Raw genomic sequence first — 19,577 nt, 5'->3', positions numbered from 1 at the left:
CATGACCGAGTCCAACGCCGCCGCCATCGCCGCGACCCGCGAGACGCCCGAGGGACGCCGCCGTGCCCTGCTCTGGCAGATCGTCGACGACTACAGCCTGATCGGCATCTTCGTCGTCTTGTTCGCCGTGCTCAGCATGACCGTGCAGTACTTCTTCTCATGGGACAACGTGGTCGGCCTGGCCCTGTCCGTCTCGCAGATCGGCATGGTCGCCTGCACCATGATGTTCTGCCTGGCATCGCGCGACTTCGACCTCTCGGTGGGTTCGACCGTGGCCTTCGCGGGCGTGTTCTGCGCGATCGTCTCCAACGCCACGGGCAGCGTGGTGATCGGCATCGGCGCGAGTCTGGTCGCGGGTGCGCTGGTCGGCTTCGTCAACGGCGCGGTCATCGCCAAGCTCAAGATCAACGCGTTGATCACCACGCTGGCCACCATGGAGATCGTGCGTGGGCTGGCCTTCATCGCCTCGCACGGTCAGGCCGTGGGCGTCACCAGCGAAGCGTTCTTCACCCTGGGCAGCGCCGAATTCCTCAGCCTGCCGGTGCCGGTATGGGTCACCCTGGCCTGCTTCGTCGTGTTCGGCGTGCTGCTCAACAAGACGATCTATGGCCGCAACACCCTGGCCATCGGCGGCAACCCCGATGCCGCGCGCCTCGCCGGCGTGGCGGTGGATCGCGTGCGCATCGCGATCTTCCTCATCCAGGGCCTGGTCGCCGCGCTGGCCGGCATCATCCTCGCCTCGCGCATGACCAGTGGCCAGCCCAACGCGGGCGAGGGCTTCGAGCTCAACGTCATCTCCGCGTGCGTGCTGGGCGGCGTCTCCCTGATGGGCGGCCGTGCGAGCATCAGCGGCGTGCTCGTTGGCGTCCTCATCATGGGCACCGTGCAGAATGCGATGAGCCTCATGAACATCGACGCCTTCTACCAGTACCTGGTCCGCGGTGCGATCCTGCTGATCGCCGTGCTCGTGGACCAGCTCAAGAACCGCAGGCAATCCCGCTGATGACCGACACCTTCAAACCGCTTTCCTCGCACCGCCAGGCCCACGCCGAGGGCGTGATCTGGGACGACATGGCAGGCCTGGTCCGCTGGACCGACATCGCCACGTCGCAGCTGTTCTCGTACGACCCGGCCACGGGCGTCGTGAAGGACTGGAAACTCCCGGCGCGCCTTTGCTGCTTCGCCCTCACCCACCAACCGGGCGTGCTCCTGCTCGCGCTGGAGAAACAACTCGCCCGCTACGACACCCGAGACGGCACCTTGCACGTGCTCGAGGACGTCGAGCCCGACCTGCCCGGCACGCGTACCAACGACGGCCGCTGCGACCGCGGCGGCAACTTCATCTTCGGCACCCTCAACGAGCGTGGCCCGGAAAAGGTGGCCTCGTTCTGGCGCTACACGCACGACGGCAAGCTCGACCGGCTGGCCCTGCCGAAGGCGGCCATCACCAACAGCATCTGCTTCAGCCCGGATGGCGAAACGATGTACTTCACCGACTCGCCCACGGCACAGATCATGGCCTGCGACTACGATGCCGCGACCGGCGATATCGACCGGATTCGTGTGTTCGCCCAACTGGAAGCGGGCGTCGAACCGGATGGCTCGACCGTCGACGCCGAAGGCTTCCTCTGGAACGCGCAGTGGGGCGGGGGCCGCGTGCTGCGCTACGCACCCGATGGCCGCGTGGACGCGACGATCGACCTGCCTGCGCGCCAGCCCAGTTGCGTGACGTTCGCTGGCACCGCGCTCGACCGCATGGTGGTCACCTCGGCGCATAAGGGCTTGAAGGACACCGTGGTCGCCGACGAACCCACGAACGGCGCGATCTTCATCGGCACGCCCCCGCGCGGTAGCGGCTTGCCCGAGGCGCGTTACGGTCACGGATCGGACGCATGACCGGCACGACGAGGGCCGATCCGCGCACCACGCCGTTGCCGCGACTCGCCGGCAAGGTGGCGATCGTCACCGGTGCCACGCAGGGCATCGGCGCCGCGACGGCCACGCTGTTCGCCGCCCACGGCGCGAAGATCGTGCTCAACGTGATCCAGGACAATGCGCAGGCGCGCACCACGCTGGCGTCCCTCGATACCGACGACGCCATGTTGTTCGAAGCCGACGTGACCGATACGACGGCGGTACGGCGCATGGTCGACGCGGCGACGGAACGCTTCGGCGCACCCGACGTCCTCGTCAACAACGCCGGCATCAACGTCTTCAACGACCCGCTCTCGCTGAGCGACGACGAATGGACGCGCTGTTTCGAGGTCGACCTCAAGGGCGCCTGGAACTGCGCGAAGGCCGTATTGCCGGGCATGCTCGGCCTTGGTCGCGGCAGCATCGTCAACATCGCCTCGGTGCACGGACATAAGATCGTCCCGCATTGCTTCCCCTATCCCGTGGCGAAGCATGGACTGATCGGACTGACCAAGGCGCTGGGCATCGAGTACGCCGCGCACGGCATCCGCGTGAACTCGATTTCCCCAGGCCTGGTACTGACCGCCATCGCCGAGGCCGGCTTCGCCGCCGCGCCCGATCCCGAGGCGGAACGTCGCCGGCAGACCGAGATCCTGCCCAACAGGCGCATCGGTGAGCCGGAGGAGATTGCCTATACTGCGTTGTTCCTCGCTTCCGACGAAGCACGCTATATCAACGCCGCCGACATCCGCGTCGACGGCGGCCGTTCCCAGCTCTATCACGAGTGAACCCATGGCCTGGCCGACTGCGCTCCCCCTCATCGCCATTCTTCGCGGCATCACCCCGGACGAGATCGTCGGCCACGTCGAGGCCCTGCTCGACGCGGGATTCGACGCCATCGAGGTGCCGCTCAATTCGCCCGACTGGCAACGCAGCATCCCCATGGCGCTGGAAGTCGCCGGTACCCGGGCACTGGTCGGCGCGGGCACCGTGTTGACCCCCGATGCGGTCGATGCCGTGGCCGACCTGGGCGGGCACCTGCTGGTGACGCCCAACACCGACCCGGCGGTGATCCGCCGCGGCCGCGAACGCGGGATGTACACCTCCATCGGCTTCAGTACGCCGAGCGAAGCGTTCACGGCCATCGCCGCGGGCGCGCAGTCGCTGAAGTTGTTTCCCGCCGTGCAATGGGGCCCGGGCTACGTGAAGGCCATTCGCGCCGTGCTGCCACCCGACCTGCCGTTGCTGGCCGTGGGTGGCGTCACGCCGGAGAACATCGGCCAGTTCCTCGACGCGGGGTGCATCGGTGCGGGATTGGGCGGCGACCTGTATAAAGCGGGGCAACCCGTGTCGCGGACGCGTGAGCGCGCGAACGCCTTCGTCAAAGCCTATCGTTCGGTCTGAGCATGAAGATCACCAAGATCACCACGTATCGCGTCCCGCCACGCTGGATGTTCCTCAAGATGGAAACCGACGAAGGCGTCGTCGGTTGGGGCGAGCCCGTGGTGGAAGGCCGTGCGCGCACCGTCGAGGCGGCGGTGCACGAACTTTCCGAGTACGTCATCGGCAAGGACCCGGCCCGCATCAACGACCTCTGGCAAGCGATGTACCGTGGCGGCTTCTACCGCGGCGGCGCCGTCTTCATGAGCGCCATCGCCGGCATCGACCAGGCCCTCTGGGACATCAAGGGCAAGGTGCTGAATGCGCCGGTGTACGAACTGCTCGGCGGCCGTGTGCGCGATCGCATGAAGACGTATTGCTGGGTGGGCGGCGATCGCCCCGCCGATGTCATCGCGCAGATCCGCGAACGCATGGCCCATGGCTTCGACACGTTCAAGATGAACGGGTGCGAGGAAATGGGCATCATCGGTTCGAGCAAGGCAGTGGACGCGGCCGTGGCGCGCGTGGCCGAGATCCGCGAGGCTTTCGGCAACACGATCGAATTCGGCCTCGACTTCCATGGCCGGGTATCCGCGCCCATGGCCAAGGTGCTGGTCAAGGAACTGGAACCATTCCGCCCCTTGTTCATCGAGGAACCGGTGCTCGCCGAACAAGCCGAGTACTACCCCCGCATCGCTGCGCAGACCTCGATTCCCATCGCCGCGGGCGAACGCATGTATTCGCGTTTCGAATTCAAGAGCGTGCTGGAACGCGGCGGTATCTCGATCCTGCAACCGGATCTCTCGCATGCCGGCGGCATCACCGAATGCGTGAAGATCGCCGCGATGGCCGAGGCGTACGACGTGGCCCTGGCGCCGCATTGCCCGCTGGGACCGATCGCGCTCGCCTCGTGCCTGCACGTGGACTTCGTCAGCTGGAACGCCACGCTGCAGGAACAGAGCATCGGCATCCACTACAACAAGGGCGGCGAAGTGCTCGATTACGTCCTCAACAAGGACGCGCTCACGCTGGACGATGGTGGCTATGCGTTGCCGTTCAGCGGGCCGGGCCTGGGCATCGAAGTGAACGAGGAATTGCTGATCGAGCGCAGCCGGGAAGTCGCCGACTGGCGGAATCCGCTATGGCGGCATCCCGACGGGTCGGTGGCGGAGTGGTGATGGCGGCGGAGTGGTGATGGGGCACTGAGTAGCGGGAGGGCCGGGGCCTTGCCTGCTGCCGCGGGATCGCCGCTGAAGCGGCTCCCACAAAGAGCATCGCCGACAGGGTCGGCTCCCACCTGTCTGCGGCAACCTGGTGGGAGCCGACCCTGTCGGCGATGCTCTGGTGGAATCCGCCCCAGTTAGCGATGCTCTTTGTGGGAGCCGCTTCAGCGGCGATGCCTACTTTAGCGAACCGCCCGCGAATCAATCACCCGCACCTGCCCCACCCCCAATCCATCCAGCCGATAATCCCCTACCGCCTCGCGCACCAGCCGCAACGTCGGCAGCCCCACGGCGGCGGTCATTCTTCGCACCTGACGATTGCGTCCCTCGCGCAGTACCACGCGCAGCCACGCATCAGGCACCGTCTTGCGAAAGCGCACCGGCGGATCGCGAGGCCACAACCAATCCGGCTCGTCGATGGCTTCGACTACCGCCGGCAACGTCGGCCCATCCTTGAGCACCACACCGCGCCGCAGCCGTTCGAGCGCGTCCTCGGTCGGCACGCCTTCCACCTGCACCACATAAGTCTTCGGCTGCTTGTGCTTCGGATCGGCCAGCCGGTGCTGCAACTTGCCGTCGTCGGTAAGTAGCAGCAAGCCTTCACTGTCGTGGTCCAGCCGCCCCGCCGCGTACACGCCCGTCTGCGGCACGAAGTCGGCCAGCGTGCGCCGGCCGGCTTCGTCGGTGAACTGGCAAAGCACCCCGTAGGGCTTGTTCAACGCGACCAGCACCTTACTTGGCGGTGGCGGGTTTCACGAAGCGCAGGGTCATGCGGTCGGACTCACCGATGGCCTGCCACTTGGCCTTGTCCGTCTCACCCATCTCCAGCGTCGGCGGCAACGTCCACACGCCCTTAGGATGGTTGTGGTCGTCCTTCGGATTCGCGTTGACCTCGCTCTGTGCGTCGAGCTTGAAACCCGCGTCGGTCGCCAGCTTGATCACGTAGTCGGTCGGCAGGTAGCCGGAGTTCACGACCTCGTCGAGCTTCTTGCCCGCATCCGCGCGATGATCTTCCACGCCGAGCACGCCACCGGGCTTGAGCACGGTGAAGAAGGACTTGAACATCGCTTCGGCGCTGCCGTCGGCCGCCCAGTTGTGCACGTTGCGGAAGGTCAGCACCATGTCGGCCGAACCCGGTGCGCCGAGCACGGGGGCCTTGTGGTTGAACTCCACGATCTTCGCGTTGCCATACTGCGCCGGCGCGAAGGAGAACTTCTTCTGCAAGGCCGCCGTGCTCTTCGAACCTTTTTCGACCGCGCCGATGTAATGGCCGTTGTCATGAAGGAAGGGAGCGAGGATCTCGGTGAACCAGCCACCCGACGGCCAGATCTCGATCACGGTCATGTCCGGGCGGATGCCGAAAAAGGTCAGCATCTCGCGCGGATGCCGGTATGCATCGCGCGCCTTGTTCTCCGGCGAACGCCAGCTGCCGGCGATCGCCTTGTCCAGTTCGGCGGCGGTGAGCTGGCTGGCACTGGCGGGCGGCGTCGCCCGGGCCGGCTGGTCCGTATCGGCGGCGAGGCCGGTGTGCGCGAACGCGAGACCGAGCAGTCCAACACAGGCGAAAGCGAGCTTCTTCATGGCGGCACCGGAAGGTAGGGGACGTGGGCGGGAAGGCTAGCACGTGTGTGGGAGCGCTTCAGCGGCCTTGAGATCACCGGACAATTCCACCGCGACGCCGACCGCTATATCACTGAGTTAGTTCTCATGTTTCACAATAAAATCAATGCACTGCTTGCTCATCCCCGCGATTGATGAGTAGACTCGGGACGAGCCCCTCAGGAGATTGACGGCATGGACCTCATCAGCGCGGCATCCCATTGATGGCCTCGGCGTATCGACACCTCACGCCCCTGATTTCTTGCCTGACCCTTCTCTGCATCGCAATTCCCGTAGCTGCAATGCAGCCTCCACCGGCGAGGCAATCCAAAGCGTCATCGGAGATATCGCTACGGCCGGCATATGACGCTTGCGTTAGTGGCGGCGGCACGACGACAGCTGCCGTGCTCCGTTGCGCGTACGACGAGTTCACCTTTCAGAACGAGCGCCTGAATGTGGCATACAAGACGCTCATGTCGCGCATGGAGGGCACGGAAAAGACATCGTTGCGAAACGAAGAACGGAAATGGCTCGCGGACAAGAAGCAACGCTGTGCGTTACACGAGGATTCCGGTACGACAGATCAGATCGTCGCTGCCGACTGCGAAGTGACCGAGACCGCGCGCCGCGCCGCGGAGTTGGAGATGCGGCTCAAGAAGTAGATGGAACATCAGGACAAGGAAAAACATGGACAGAAACAACTGGAGAGTTGGGGACACGGCGTCCCTTTTTGAAAGTCAGGGTGACGCGGACACGATATCGCGTGGATTAGGAGATCATGGCGGCGTTTCGTACGGCATCTATCAACTCTCGAGCGCTACGGGCACAGCGCATGAGTTTGCCCAAGCATCACGATATTCCGCTGACTTCAAAGGCCTGAAGCCTGGCAGCGATGCATTTAACGTAGCTTGGAAGAAAGTCGCCGCTGATCATACGGATTTCGGTGAAGATCAGCACCAGTTCATCAAGAAAACCCACATGGATCCGGTTGTCGATGCGTTGTCGAAACGCGGTATCGACGTCGAAAGCCGAGGGCCAGCATTCCAAGATCTGGTATGGAGCACGTCGGTACAGTATCGACGGCGCACTCCTGCGCTTATCGAGAGGGGCCTCCATGAGTCCTACGGTGAGAACGTGGACATATCGCAACTCAGCGACGCGGATGTCATCAGGGCAGTGCAGCAGTCCAAGCTCATTCACGTGCACGATGATTTTCGATCGTCCCGACCTGAGGTTCGTGAAGGCGTGGAGACCCGGATACGTTCGGAAGAAAAGGCACTGATACGTCTATCCGAGACAGGTGGTATCGGCACCTTTGCGGAGACCAGCGCGGACTGGCGCGAGGCATCTCCCGTGCAACGCGGGTCATCCCCGGCGCGAATCGTGGAGGTTCAGGACAAGCTTCAAAATCTGGGAATCCTCAATGCGAACGGTGGACGCATCGTGCCCGATGGTGATTTTGGGCCCTCCACCCAATCCGCAGTTCGGACATTTCAGCAATCCGTAGGCCTTCCCGGTACCGGTTCGGTGGGCGCACTGACAATGCATCACTTGGACGATCAAGTGAATACCCGACAGCTGGCCGTTGAGCGGCACGATGCAAATCGGGTGTCCTCCCTCATCTGCCGGCTGGATGATCCTTCTCATCCGGATCATGCCTTTTTCAACTAGGTTCGAACTCATGTCGTTGAGCTCGACCGGACCCTTGGACGGTCTCCGGATCATTACACCGACAGCATCGCCTCTGCGCTGACAGTCCAGGCGCGAGCCGATGGTCTTCACCGAGTGGACCAGATCGCTCTGTCCAAGGACGGCAATGCCCTGTGGGCGATACAGACGCCACCAGGACGGAGAGACCATGTGTTCGACCTCAGCACCAAGGTGCCGACCGCAAAAGCAACCACCCCGATGGAGCAAAGTGCGGCAAGGTGGCCAGATGCCATGCAGCAATTTCAAGGGCATGAGCAAGAGCGTACGCAGAGCCAGCAGCAGAGTCAGGAGCGAGCCCAGACCGAGAATCAGGCGCAGGCTGCAAAAGGACCGGTGCTGAGGCTATAGATGGAGGTCGACGAAGGGGATGCAGATCTTGAGCTTATGCATACAATCCCTTCGGCATCCTCCACGCTCCACCCCCAGGGAACCCCGCATGCGCCCTCCCCAACTCCGCCCGCTGGCGGGCGGCATCCTCATCGCACTGGCCTCCGCCGTGGCCGCCCAGGACGCGCAGCTCGCGCCCGTCGTGGTCACCGCTACCCGCACCGCGCAGTCGCCCTACGACATCCCCGCCGCCATCGACGTGGTCGCCACGCCACCGGACGGATCGCTCGACGTGAACCTGTCCGAGCGCGTGCAGGCGATTCCCGGCATCGTCGCCCGTGACCGGCAGAATTATGCGCAGGACGCCCAGGTATCGATCCGTGGCTTCGGAGCGCGTTCCACTTTCGGTATCCGTGGGGTGCGGCTTTACACCGATGGGATTCCGGCGAGCATGCCGGACGGCCAGGGCCAGGTGTCTCACTTCAATCTCGACTCGGCGGACCGGGTCGAGGTATTGCGTGGGCCCTTCTCCGCCCTCTACGGGAATGCGTCGGGTGGCGTGGTGCAACTTTTCACCGCCGATGGCACCGAGCCACCGGAACTGCGCTTCGGCATCGCAGGCGGCAGCAACGGTAATTTCCGCACGTCGGTGAACGCGCGCGGCGTGGACGGACCGGTCGACTACAACGTCGACTTCACCCACTTCCGTACCGGCGGCTATCGCGACCACAGCGCCGCGCGGCGCGAGTCGGGCAATGCCAAGATCGGCTGGAAGATCGACGATGACGCTAAGCTCACCCTCGTGCTCAACACGCTGGATGTTCCCGACGCGCAGGATCCCCTGGGCCTCACGCGAGCGCAGTACCAGAGCGATCCACGCCAGGTCGCCGCTGTCGCGAACACCTTCGACACCCGCAAATCGGCCGACCAGCAGCAAGCGGGCCTGATCTACGACCAGCGTATCGACGAAGCCAACAGCCTGCGCGTGATGGGCTACTACGGCCAGCGCGGCGTCGAGCAATACCTGTCGATTCCGGTCGCGACACAAGTCTCTCAGCGGGGAAACTCCGGTGGCGTCGTAGACCTCGACAACGAATACGGCGGCGGCGACGTGCGCTGGACCTGGCGCGACACGCTGGCCGGACGGCCGTTCGAACTGGCCGCGGGCGTGGCGTACGACAACCAGGAACAACACCGCCAGGGCTACAACAATTTCGTCGGCGGCACGCTCGGTGTCCGCGGCGACAAGCGCCGTGACGAGATCGACCGGGTCTTCGACTTCGATCAGTACGCCCAGGCAACGTGGCGCATAGCAGACGACTGGAGCTTGATGGGTGGCGTCCGCCACAGCGAAGTTCGCTTTCGCTCGACCGATCGCTACATCGCACCGGGTAATCCCGACGACAGCGGCACGGTGAAATACAGCGCGACCACGCCCGTGTTCGGCGTGCTCTGGCGAGCGGCACCGTGGATGCACGTGTACGCGAACTGGGGCCGCGGCTTCGAGACGCCGACGTTTTCGGAACTCGGCTACCGTGCCGATCGCGGCGCCGGGCTCGCCTTCGACCTCAAGCCCTCGCGCTCGCACAACGCGGAGCTGGGTCTGAAGTTGCGTCCGGCCAACGACATCGAGGCGGGGCTCGCCGTGTTCCGCGCGGACAGCGATGACGAACTGGCGGTAGCGACCAATCTCGGTGGCCGCACGACGTATCAGAACATCGCGCGGTCGCGGCGGCAGGGGATCGAGGCGTCGTTCAGTGCCGGCCTGGCTCGGAACCTGCGTTTCGTCGCGTCGTATACGCACTTGCAGGCTAGCTTCCGCACGCCCTTCCTCACTTGCGTGGCTGCGGGCTGTCCCGCCCCGGATACACCGGTGCAGGCCGGTACGCGTATTCCGGGGGTGCCGCGTTCGACGAGCTATGCAGCGCTGAAATACGGCGGTGAGCGCGGCTGGCAGGCGGGGCTGGACATGAATGCCATGGGCGCGACGTCGGTGAACGACCTGGGCACGGAATCGGCGCCGGGGTATGCGCTGTTCGGTTTATCCGGCGGGTATGTATTCGACGAAGGACCGTGGCGTGTGAATACCTTTGCACGAGTGGACAACCTGGCCGACCGGCATGTGATCGGATCCGTGATCGTCAACGATGGGAACGGGCGCTATTACGAGCCGGCGCCGGGACGGACGTTCCTGGTGGGAGTGGATGTGCGGTGGCGGTGAGGCACCGTGAATCGCCGACAGGGTCGGCTCCCACCAGAGCAGGGTCGGCTCCTACCAGAGTACAGTCGGTTCCCACCGGGTTGCGGCGGACTGGTGGGAGCCGACCCTGTCGGCGATGCTCTCAGCCGGAAATCGCGAGGCGCTCCGACCGGTATAGCCACGCCGTGGCCCATACCGCCAACACCGCCGCCGCGAAACCGCCGGCCAGGCACAGCCCGAACTGCCACCCGGGCACCCCGTCACCACGCAGCAACTGCACGATGCCCAGGTTCTGCCCAAGCAGCGGCACCGCATACATCCACGGTTCGGCGCGCACGGGAATCACCGAAAGCAGGGCGCTGGGTAAAACGGGGATGATCATCAGCACCGACAGGTAGGTCTGTGCCTCGCGGTAGCTCTTGGCGAACGCTGACACGAGCGACTGCAACGCCGCCAGCAGCACGATCAGGGGCAGCATCAGCAACACCACCTGCGAACCGAACCGCAACCCGAGGTCCAGCGCGATGCCCAGCTTCTCCACGGGGATGAACAAGGGTGCCGTGGCGAAAGCCGCCACGCTGAGCAACAAACTCACCAGCGAAAAAGTACAGATCGCCGCAAGCTTCCCCGCCAGGATCTTCCAGCGCGCCACGGGATTCACGAACAGTGGCTCCAACGATTGCCGCTCGCGCTCGCCGGCGGTGAGGTCGATCGCCAGGTACATCCCCCCGAGGAATACCGTGAGCACGAAGAAATACGGCAGGAACGAGAACATCAATGCCGAGCGCGATTGCGACGTGGCCTGGTCCCTGTCGGCCACCTGCACCGGCCATGCCGTGGTCGGTGACAGACCGCGCGCGATCAGGCGCATCGCGCCCTCCCGCTTGCCGTACGACTCGACCACGCCGCGCACGCGCGCCACCGGGGTGGATGCATCGCGGCGCGACGAGTCGTAGATCAACTCCACCTGCACGGCCTCGCCCTTGCTCCACGCCCTGGCGTATTCAGGAGAGATGCGCAGCACGATATCAGCGCGCTGCTCGCGCACCGCGTTTTCCGGATCCGTCACGGCCGGCGCCGCATCGATGCCTGCGCCCTTCAACGCGGCCACGAGGTTCGGCGCGACATCCGCACCGATCACCGGCACGGATATCGGCCGGTCGGACTTTGCCAGTTCGCGGTTGACCATCACATTCATCAACATGATGAACATGACTGGCCCCAGCAAGGGACCGGTGATCAAGGCATTGATCAGCGTGCGGCGATCGCGGAGGTTCTCCCGCACTTCCTTCCAGTAGACAGCGGTGAACGCGCTCATGCGGCAAGCCCTTCGTCGGTACCGATGATCTTCACGAAAGCGTCCTCGAGGGTGGATTCACCGGTTTGCGTGAGCAGGGCGGAGGGCGATTCGTCGGCGACGACCCGCCCGTGAGCGATGACGACAATGCGATCGCACAGTGCCGCCACCTCTTGCATGATGTGGCTGGAAAAAAGCACGCAACGCCCCTCGTCCTTCAATTGGCGCATGAAGCGGCGCATGGCGCGCGTCGCCATCACGTCGAGCCCGTTGGTCGGCTCGTCGAGCAACACGTTGCGTGGATCGTGCACCAGGGCGCGGGCGATGGCGGTCTTGACCCGTTGCCCTTGTGAGAAGCCCTCGGTGCGCCGCGTGGCGATGTCACGCATATCCAGCGCATCGATCAGCGCTTCGCGACGCTGGCGGAGCAGGCCGGGTTCCATGTCGTGCAAGCGGCCGAAGTAGTCGATGTTCTCCGTCGCCGTCAGGCGCTTGTAGAGTCCACGCGCATCGGGAAGCACACCGAGCTGGCGGCGCACGGCAAGCGGATCGACCGCGGCGTCCACGCCATCGACCAATACCTGGCCTGAATCCGGCGTCATCAAGGTGTAGAGCATGCGCAGCGTGGTGGTCTTGCCCGCGCCATTGGGGCCGAGCAGACCAGTAATCTCGCCATCGCGCGCGGTGAAGCTCACGCCGTTCACGGCGCGCACCTCGCCGAAGGCCTTGTGCAGATCCTTGACCTCGATCATGGGGTGGCTCCGTTGAATCCGACGAACACGGGCAAGGGTTTCAGGCGATCCAGGCACGACGTATCGAGGCCCTTCGCATCCGCCTTGTCGATGAAACGGTCGAGCAGGCGTGGCATGCAGCCGCGCGCGACCACGTTGTGCCCCTGTCCCTTCAGCACGAGGTGGCGTCCGTTCGGCAGGCCCTTCAGCACCTCCTCGCCATAACGTGGCGGCGTCACCGGATCGAACTCGCCCGACATCAGCAAGGCGGGCACGTCACTCTTCAGAGGCTCGTGGAAGTCCGCCGCACGCGTGCCATGGGGCCAGACCGAACAGGCAGCGCGAAAGGCTTCGATCAGCGTGTCGCCGAGGATCGTGTCCTTGTCCTGTGGACGGGGCTGCAACAGGTCGGCGTCTTCGGAACAAATCACGGAGTACTGCATGCCACCATCCATCGTGTCGCCGAGGTCACCCGTGAGCAGTTTCGCCTGGCCAAGCAGCGGGCCCACGTCGCCGCGTGCGGCGGCATCGATCGACAACGGCAACAAGGCGGCGGTTTCGGGCGAGTAGGCGAACATGCGCACGACGGTGGCCAGCGAGACTTCGCTGAGCACGCGCTGCACGGAAGCGTAGTTCTGCGGATCGCGGAAGCTCACCTTGTGCGGGTTGGCGCGCAGCGCGTCGCGCAGTTGGTAGAGCGTCTGGTAGGGATCGCTGAAACGCGCGCGGCAGGCCTCGTCGGCTTCGCAACGGGCGAACTGGGCTTTCAGCGCGGCGTCCAGGTTGACCGCGAAATCCTCGCCGAGCACGAGCGAGTTCGGGGCGATGCCGTCGAGGATCAAGGTGCGCAAGCCGTCCGGGTGCCGCATCGCATACTGCTGGGCCACGCGCGTGCCATACGAGACGCCGAACAGATCGAACTTCGGGGAGCCGAGCGCGCGGCGCACATCTTCGAGATCCGCCACGGCATCCGTGGTCGTGTAGAAGCGCACGTCGGCGTCCTTCGAGAGCTGCTCCAGGCAATGGCGGGTTTCCTTGCGCACGGCCTCGGCGTCGAAGCCGTGCGTTTCCTCCGCGCCACCGGGCACGCCCGGCTCGTCTTCGCGGCAGCTCAACGGATGCGATCCGCCGGTACCGCGCTGGTCGAGCAGGAGCAGGTTGCGGTGCGCCAGCAGCGGCGCCATCGCCGAAGCGATCGCCGGATAGCTCTCGGCTGCGGATTGCCCCGGGCCACCGGCGATGAACGCGACCATGTCGGGGGCCGGCACCTGCGCGCTGCTGCGGACGATCGCCAGGCGTAAGGCGATCTTGCGGCCGCCGGGTTTCGCGCGATCCTCCGGCACCTGGAAAGGCGTGCACCACGCCGCCGTCGACAAGCCCGAATGCGGCTGCGGCAGTTCGCACGGCTTCAGTTCCAGCGAGCCGAGCTTCCACACCCGCGGAGGCGCGGGGCGGGTCGCGGCGGGCGCCTCCGCCACGGGTTTTTCCGTCCGGTGATGCATCCATTGCCGTCCCGAGAGGACGGCGGCGACGATCGCGATGACGACGGCGATGCGTGGCGCTCGTTTCATACGCTCATTCCCCCGGGGTGAAGATGGATTCGATGGGCAGTTGGAACAGCTTCGCGATCTTGAAGGCGAGCGGCAGGCTGGGATCGTACTTCCCCGTTTCCACCGCGTTCACCGTCTGCCGGGACACGTCGAGTTTCTCGCCGAGATCGGCCTGCGACCATCCCAGTGCCGTTCGCAGTTCACGCACGCGGTTGTTCATCGGGCACGGTAATACAGTCGGACGGCGCACTTGACCACGCCGAAGCAGCCCATCAGCACCGGCAACACCCAGATCGCCACCGCCTCGGCGGGCGGCGCGGCGATCACCCGCGCGTTGAGCAACATGCCGTAGGTGAAGAAGCCGAAGGCGCCGATGCCGCCGGCGATGGCGATGGACTCCAGGTCGATACGGCGCTCGAATTCGTCCTGGTCGCGGATCACGCGCACCATCGCGCGAATGACGAAGGCGATCGGCAATACGGGCAGCAAGGTGACCAGCGTGCGCGCCGCGGTGCCCTCGAGCGTCTTCAGCCAGGCGACCGAAACGAAGAGCAGGATCACGTAGGCCAGCATCGCCGGGAAGAACTCACGCAGGTAACGCTTGTGCACGGGACGCATCCGCGACTCCCTTGGTGCGCTGGATGAAAAGGGACGGCCGGTCGTGACCGCGAGGTGTCAAGTACGCTTGACACCAGCATGATCCAGACACCGCGAGAATGTCAAGCAGCCTTTACACCCCCTCGCTGCGCCCTTTCGGCATCGATAGGCCGATACGGCACGCGGGCCGTAAATGCACACCGGCGCGTACGCCTTTCCCCGATCCTCGCATCCGACGGACGTGCCCGCGCCGATCGGCCAGACCGCTCCGTCAATCAGGGAGACACGCCATGCAGCCTGCCATCCGCCTTTTCGCCGTCACCGCCGCCATCGTCCTCGGCGCGGTCCATGCTCCTTCCCATGCCGCCACCGCCACGACCACCTTCAACGTGCGCGTCACCATCACCGCCGCGTGCGACATTTCCACCACGGCGCCCACGGACGTGAACTTCGGCAGCCAGCCTTCCACGGCGACGAATGTCGACAACCAGGGCGCGCTCAACGTGAACTGCACGCCCAGCGCGCCTTACACGATCGCGTTGGACAATGGCCAGAACGGCACCGATGCCAACTCGCGCAAGATGAGCAACGGCTCGGCCCTGGTGCCTTACCAGCTCTACCGCAACGCCACGCGCACCGCGGCCGACATCTGGGGCAGCACCACCGGCGCGGGGGGCAACGTCTACGCGGGCACCGGGAACGGCAGCGTGCAGAACATCCCCGTCTACGGCCGCGTGCCGAGCACCAACTTCACCGCCGGCAGCTACACCGACGTCATCACCGCCACGATCACGTACTGACGGTGTGCCCATGGCCGCTCCGCGTGGCGAAGGCTGCCGCGATGGCCATCGCGGCCATCGTGACGCCGGTGGCGTCGGGCAGTGGATTGCAGGTGACTCCCATCGGCCTTCGCCTCGCGGCGAAGACATCGGCCGAGGCACTGTGGCTGACGAACACGGGCAACGATCCGATCCAGGCCCAGGTGCGCGTATTCCGTTGGACGCAGGTGAACGGCGAGGATGTCCTGGCGCCGTCGCGCGACCTCGTGGTGAGTCCACCGATGGTGGCCATCGAGGCGGGGGATCGCCAGCTCGTGCGCGTGATCCGGCAGGCGACGCCACCGGCAGGCGACGTGGAATCCGCCTATCGCATTCTGGTCGACGAACTGCCGGTGGGCATGGATACCAGGGGCGGCCTGACCTTCGTCCTGCGTTATTCCATCCCCGTGTTCCTCGCTCCCGCAGGCGATCCACCGACGAAGGCGGCGCTGGAAACCACGTGGGAAGAAACGGCGGCGGGTACGCGCCTGCGCGTACACAACAGCGGAACCGGCCATGCGCAAATCGCGGACGTGACCTGGCAGGGTCCGGAGGACCGGCGCGACGTGCTCCTGTCCGGGCTGGTCGGCTATGCCCTGCCGGATTCGACGATGCGCTGGAATCTTCCGACGGACGTGCCGAGGGGCGGTGTATTGCGCGCGAGGATCAACGGTGAGGCGTCCGAATCGACGTTGGTCGCTGACCCTAGGGGCCCTTAGTGTCCTGGCGCTCGACTCCGGCGACAGCCACGCCTTGTCCAACGAACCGGGCCCCGTCCCTCCTCCGCCCACGGTGATGCCGCGCGTCCGAACCACGGGAGAAGACCTCTATCTCGAAGTGGTGCTCAACGGCTCGTCGACGGAGAAGCTCGTGCACTTCATCCACCGCGGGGAAATGCTATGCGCTCTGGCCGGCGACTTGCGCGGGCTGGGTTTCATCCTGCCGTCCGGTGGCGGCGAACGTTGCCTGCCGGATATCGAAGGTCTTCGTTATACCTACGACGTGCGCCTGCAACGCGTGGACATCCAGGTACCGAACGAACGCCTGCACCTGCCCACGCATATCCTCAATCGACAGGAACGCCCCGCATTGCGCGCCACCAGCGGGACCGGAGTCGTGCTCAACTACGACATCTACGCCGCGCACGGCGGTGGTGAAGGCAACATCAGCGGGCTCACGGAATTGCGTGGCTTCAGCGAAGGCCTGGGCGTGCTCAGCACCACCTCGTTGACCCGTCGCTACCAATCCCACGGCGTGGGATGGCGTGGAGATTCCGTACGGCTGGATACCCAGTGGCGGCTTTCGTTCCCCGATCGTGCACAGGCGCTGACCATCGGCGACACCTTCACCGGCTACCTGGCCTGGACGCGGGCCACGCGCATCGGCGGAATCGCCTACGGCACGGATTTCGCCACCCAACCCTATCGCGTCACGACGCCCCTGCCCCAGTTCTTCGGCGAGGCCACGGCGCCATCGTCGGTGGAGCTTTATGTCGACGGTATCCGCCAGTACAGCGGCAAGGTGCCGGCCGGCCCGTTCCAACTCACCGCCGTTCCCGGCATCGACCAGGCCGGACAGGCACAAGTAGTGCTCACGGACGCGCTCGGCCGCAGCAGCACGGTCACCTTTCCCTTCTATGCCGCGAGGCAACTGCTGCGCGAAGGCCTGGACGACTGGTCGGTGGAACTCGGCACGGTACGCCGCGCCTATGGCATCGACTCCTTCTCGTATGGCGACGCGCCGGTCGGCAGCGCCACGTGGAGGCATGGCGTCACCGACACGCTCACCGTCGAGTCGCACGCCGAAGGGGGCGACGGGCGCGGCACCGCGGGCGCGGGCGGCGTGTGGAATCCCGTGGTGGCGCACGTCGTGAATGCGTCACTGTCCCTGTCCCGAGGCGGCAGCAGGCAGTATGGATTCGGCTACGCATGGAATGGACACTATATGAATGCGTCGATCGACACGTTGCGTGGCGACGCTCGTTACCGCGATGTGGCCGCGGGCTACGGCTCGCCCCCGCCGCGCGTCAGCGACCGCGCGCTCATCGGCTTCAACGTGCGTGAATCCAGTTTCGGCGCCAACCTCGTCCGGCTCCGCTACAGCGGACAACCCATCTCGCGATACGCCGGCCTGTTCGCGCTGCGCAACGTCGGTCGCGGCGTATCGTTGAGCGCCAGCTACAACCGTAACCTCGACGATGCATCGGATCGCAGTTTCTTCATCGGCGTGACCATCGCGCTGGACCTCCACGCCACCTTGAGCGCATCCATGCAGCGCGATCGCGAGCAGACCTTCGGCGTGGTCGACGCCAGCCGTGCCGTCGACGGAGACGGCGGTTTCGGATGGCACGTGCAAGGACGTTCGGGCGCGGACGCGGGCGGCCTGGGCGAGGTGGGTTGGCTCGGCAATCGTGGCCAGCTCACCGTGGGTGCCAGCGATGTCGGTACGTCCTCGTACGGCTATGCCGATGCCAACGGAGCGATCGTGCTGATGGGCGGGCACGTGTTCACCGCCCGTCGTATCGACGATGCCTTCGCCCTCGTGACGACCGAAGGCGCAGCGGACGTACCGGTGTTGCTCGAGAATCGCCGCACCGGCGTGACCGACAGCCGTGGATTGCTGCTGGTCTCGCGCCTGAACGCCTACCAGGACAACCGCCTCGCCATCGATCCGCTCGACCTCCCCGCCGACGACCGCGTACAACGCGTCGAAGCGACGATCGCGCCCGCGGACCGCTCCGGGGTGATGGTGCGGTTCCCCGTGAAGCGGGTGCGCGCCGCGCTGGCGACGCTGGTCGATGAATCCGGTTCGCCTTTGCCCTTGGGCACGACGGTCGCGACGGGTGACGGTGGAAGCGCCATCGTCGGCTACGACGGCATGGTCTATCTCGACGACCTGGAAGGCGATACCGTGCTGGAAGCCGAGCTACAGGGCGGTGGGCACTGCAAGGCGACGCTCGGCTATCCATCGCACGCGCACAGCCTTCCCGATCTTGGTCCACTGGTCTGCCGGACCATTCCGCCGTGAGGTGGCTTGCCGTCATCGTCATCGCGCTGACCGCACTGTTGGCGGTGCCACGCGCGGAAGCCACGACCACCTGCACGATCACGGGTATCACCACGCTCGCCTTCGGCCCCGTTGACCCTACCTCCGGCACCGTCGATGGCTCAGCCACCATCAGCTACAGCTGCACGTACAGCGGCGGCCTGCTCGGCGGTCTCTACGGCGTCTACGTCACCGGGTGCATCGGACTCGCGCCGGACGACCTCGGCAACGTCTCGCCTCGCACCGTCATCAACGGCAACAGCGACCGGATGCAGTACCAGCTGTACAAGGATTCGCCGCGCAGCAATGTGTGGGGACCGATCGGAAACGCGACGTACACGCCGCTGACCTTCCAGCTGACCTTCACCATCCTGTCGAACCCACAGACACGCACCGGATCGGTCACCGTCTACGGACGGGTGCCCGCCGGCCAGTCGACGCTGTCGAGCGGCACGTACAGCGGGACCCTTGCCGGAGGGTTGAACGCGAACGGCCTCGCGTATCGCTACAACGAGGTGCTGCTCAGTCTCGGCACGTATCCGGCGAGTTGCCAGAGTGGCGGCGGTGGTGGCGCGAACGCGGCCGGGCCGTCCTCGACGGTGACGGCATCGGTATCGAACCTGTGCACCATCGCCACCGCGAGCGATCTAAACTTCGGCAGTGTGTCGGGGTTACTGCAGACGAACACCGACCAGACCTCGTTGCTGCGCATGACCTGCACCCATCGTGCGGCGTACCAGGTAGGGCTGGACAACGGACAGAACGCCTCCGGGACGACGAGACGAATGACGTCCGGGGCTGGCTTCGTGAACTACGAGCTTTACCGTGACAGCCCGCGCACGCTGCGTTGGGGAGAGTCGCTGAATGTCGATACGGCGACGGGAACCGGTTCCGGCGCGGAGCAGACACTGACGGTGTATGGCCGCCTGCCGGTGCAGCCGGCCGTCGGTGCTGGCGTTTACAGTGATGTGGTGAAGGTGACGGTGACTTATTGAGGGGCTGGAGTTGTTGAGGGGCTGGGACTTGTTGAGGGACTGGGACTTGTTGAGGGCTGGAGTTGTTGAGGGGCTGGGACTTGTTGGGGAACCGGGACTTGTCGAGAGGCTGGTGGGAAGCCGCTTAAGCGGCGATCCCGCGGCAGCGGGCCAGCCCGAGGCAAGCACCCATCGCCGCTTAAGCGGCTTCC

At 65.3% G+C, this 19,577-nt stretch carries 19 protein-coding genes and 1 pseudogene; 13 read left to right on the top strand and 7 right to left on the bottom strand.

What is annotated here, in order from left to right:
* Position 1 precedes the first annotated feature (1 nt).
* From araH to dgoD, 5 genes are read left to right on the top strand one after another with little or no spacing between them, the layout of a single operon-like run.
* Entirely contained in the window at positions 2 to 1,003 is a 1,002-nt protein-coding gene (gene araH, locus QFZ41_RS11830) for an L-arabinose ABC transporter permease AraH (protein WP_429198959.1), read from the top strand.
* The gene (locus QFZ41_RS11825; RefSeq protein WP_429198958.1) at positions 1,003 to 1,896 is read left to right on the top strand and encodes an SMP-30/gluconolactonase/LRE family protein; all 894 of its coding nucleotides are present in this window, start codon (positions 1,003 to 1,005) and stop codon (positions 1,894 to 1,896) included. The genes araH and QFZ41_RS11825 overlap by 1 nt, the downstream gene beginning before the upstream one ends.
* Positions 1,893 to 2,702 carry an SDR family oxidoreductase gene (locus tag QFZ41_RS11820; protein ID WP_429198957.1) on the top strand — a complete coding sequence of 270 codons (810 nt, stop codon included), beginning with the start codon at positions 1,893 to 1,895 and terminating at the stop codon, positions 2,700 to 2,702. Before QFZ41_RS11825 ends, QFZ41_RS11820 begins: the two co-directional genes overlap by 4 nt.
* Entirely contained in the window at positions 2,692 to 3,318 is a 627-nt protein-coding gene (locus QFZ41_RS11815; RefSeq protein ID WP_429200223.1) for a 2-dehydro-3-deoxy-6-phosphogalactonate aldolase, read from the top strand. The genes QFZ41_RS11820 and QFZ41_RS11815 overlap by 11 nt, the downstream gene beginning before the upstream one ends.
* A 2-nt stretch (positions 3,319 to 3,320) precedes the next feature.
* Complete coding sequence (gene dgoD, locus QFZ41_RS11810; RefSeq protein WP_429198956.1) at positions 3,321 to 4,472, top strand: galactonate dehydratase; 1,152 nt, start codon at positions 3,321 to 3,323, stop codon at positions 4,470 to 4,472.
* 227 nt (positions 4,473 to 4,699) lie between these two features.
* Here dgoD and QFZ41_RS11805 read toward each other — a convergent pair whose 3' ends face one another.
* Together QFZ41_RS11805 and QFZ41_RS11800 are read right to left on the bottom strand one after the other, a co-directional pair.
* Positions 4,700 to 5,248 carry an rRNA large subunit pseudouridine synthase E gene (locus tag QFZ41_RS11805; RefSeq protein WP_429198955.1) on the bottom strand — a complete coding sequence of 183 codons (549 nt, stop codon included), beginning with the start codon at positions 5,246 to 5,248 and terminating at the stop codon, positions 4,700 to 4,702.
* A gap of 1 nt (position 5,249) precedes the next feature.
* Complete coding sequence (locus QFZ41_RS11800; RefSeq protein WP_429198954.1) at positions 5,250 to 6,098, bottom strand: class I SAM-dependent methyltransferase; 849 nt, start codon at positions 6,096 to 6,098, stop codon at positions 5,250 to 5,252.
* 242 nt (positions 6,099 to 6,340) lie between these two features.
* Between QFZ41_RS11800 and QFZ41_RS11795 the strand changes: the two genes are divergently transcribed.
* From QFZ41_RS11795 to QFZ41_RS11780, 4 genes and pseudogenes are all read left to right on the top strand, one after another.
* Positions 6,341 to 6,778 carry a lysozyme inhibitor LprI family protein gene (locus QFZ41_RS11795; protein WP_429198953.1) on the top strand — a complete coding sequence of 146 codons (438 nt, stop codon included), beginning with the start codon at positions 6,341 to 6,343 and terminating at the stop codon, positions 6,776 to 6,778.
* A 25-nt stretch (positions 6,779 to 6,803) separates the two neighbouring features.
* The gene (locus QFZ41_RS11790; RefSeq protein ID WP_429198952.1) at positions 6,804 to 7,787 is read left to right on the top strand and encodes a peptidoglycan-binding domain-containing protein; all 984 of its coding nucleotides are present in this window, start codon (positions 6,804 to 6,806) and stop codon (positions 7,785 to 7,787) included.
* Between the two features lie 15 nt (positions 7,788 to 7,802).
* Positions 7,803 to 8,174, top strand: a pseudogene (locus QFZ41_RS11785) (XVIPCD domain-containing protein); the annotation flags it as partial.
* Positions 8,175 to 8,262: 88 nt separating this feature from the next.
* A complete protein-coding gene (locus tag QFZ41_RS11780) occupies positions 8,263 to 10,374 on the top strand; it encodes a TonB-dependent receptor family protein (RefSeq protein ID WP_429198951.1) in 2,112 nt (703 codons plus the stop codon).
* A 121-nt stretch (positions 10,375 to 10,495) separates the two neighbouring features.
* Here QFZ41_RS11780 and QFZ41_RS11775 read toward each other — a convergent pair whose 3' ends face one another.
* The 5 genes from QFZ41_RS11775 to QFZ41_RS11755 are packed head-to-tail and all read right to left on the bottom strand — an operon-like array spanning position 10,496 to position 14,549.
* Entirely contained in the window at positions 10,496 to 11,671 is a 1,176-nt protein-coding gene (locus tag QFZ41_RS11775) for an ABC transporter permease (RefSeq protein WP_429198950.1), read from the bottom strand.
* Positions 11,668 to 12,402, bottom strand: coding sequence for an ATP-binding cassette domain-containing protein (locus tag QFZ41_RS11770; protein WP_429198949.1), 735 nt, complete (start codon positions 12,400 to 12,402; stop codon positions 11,668 to 11,670). The genes QFZ41_RS11775 and QFZ41_RS11770 overlap by 4 nt, the downstream gene beginning before the upstream one ends.
* Positions 12,399 to 13,952 carry an alpha/beta hydrolase gene (locus QFZ41_RS11765; protein WP_429198948.1) on the bottom strand — a complete coding sequence of 518 codons (1,554 nt, stop codon included), beginning with the start codon at positions 13,950 to 13,952 and terminating at the stop codon, positions 12,399 to 12,401. Before QFZ41_RS11765 ends, QFZ41_RS11770 begins: the two co-directional genes overlap by 4 nt.
* 4 nt (positions 13,953 to 13,956) lie before the next feature.
* A complete protein-coding gene (locus QFZ41_RS11760; protein WP_429198947.1) occupies positions 13,957 to 14,151 on the bottom strand; it encodes a helix-turn-helix transcriptional regulator in 195 nt (64 codons plus the stop codon).
* Positions 14,148 to 14,549: a hypothetical protein gene (locus tag QFZ41_RS11755; protein ID WP_429198946.1), complete on the bottom strand. Its 402-nt coding sequence runs from the start codon at positions 14,547 to 14,549 to the stop codon at positions 14,148 to 14,150. Before QFZ41_RS11755 ends, QFZ41_RS11760 begins: the two co-directional genes overlap by 4 nt.
* A gap of 269 nt (positions 14,550 to 14,818) precedes the next feature.
* On the opposite strand from QFZ41_RS11755, the gene QFZ41_RS11750 reads away from it, so the two are divergent.
* From QFZ41_RS11750 to QFZ41_RS11735, 4 genes are all read left to right on the top strand, one after another.
* Positions 14,819 to 15,328 (top strand): Csu type fimbrial protein, encoded by a 510-nt coding sequence (locus QFZ41_RS11750; RefSeq protein WP_429198945.1) that lies wholly within the window; start codon positions 14,819 to 14,821, stop codon positions 15,326 to 15,328.
* A 41-nt stretch (positions 15,329 to 15,369) separates the two neighbouring features.
* Positions 15,370 to 16,065 (top strand): fimbrial biogenesis chaperone, encoded by a 696-nt coding sequence (locus QFZ41_RS11745; RefSeq protein WP_429198944.1) that lies wholly within the window; start codon positions 15,370 to 15,372, stop codon positions 16,063 to 16,065.
* Positions 16,066 to 16,141: 76 nt separating this feature from the next.
* Complete coding sequence (locus tag QFZ41_RS11740) at positions 16,142 to 18,373, top strand: fimbria/pilus outer membrane usher protein (RefSeq protein ID WP_429198943.1); 2,232 nt, start codon at positions 16,142 to 16,144, stop codon at positions 18,371 to 18,373.
* Entirely contained in the window at positions 18,370 to 19,386 is a 1,017-nt protein-coding gene (locus QFZ41_RS11735) for a Csu type fimbrial protein (RefSeq protein WP_429198942.1), read from the top strand. Before QFZ41_RS11740 ends, QFZ41_RS11735 begins: the two co-directional genes overlap by 4 nt.
* The last annotated feature ends 191 nt before the right edge of the window (positions 19,387 to 19,577 follow it).

The sequence above is a fragment of the Luteibacter sp. W1I16 genome (assembly GCF_050434905.1).
Taxonomy (GTDB): domain Bacteria; phylum Pseudomonadota; class Gammaproteobacteria; order Xanthomonadales; family Rhodanobacteraceae; genus Luteibacter.
This window is presented reverse-complemented; position numbering and strand designations above follow the sequence as displayed.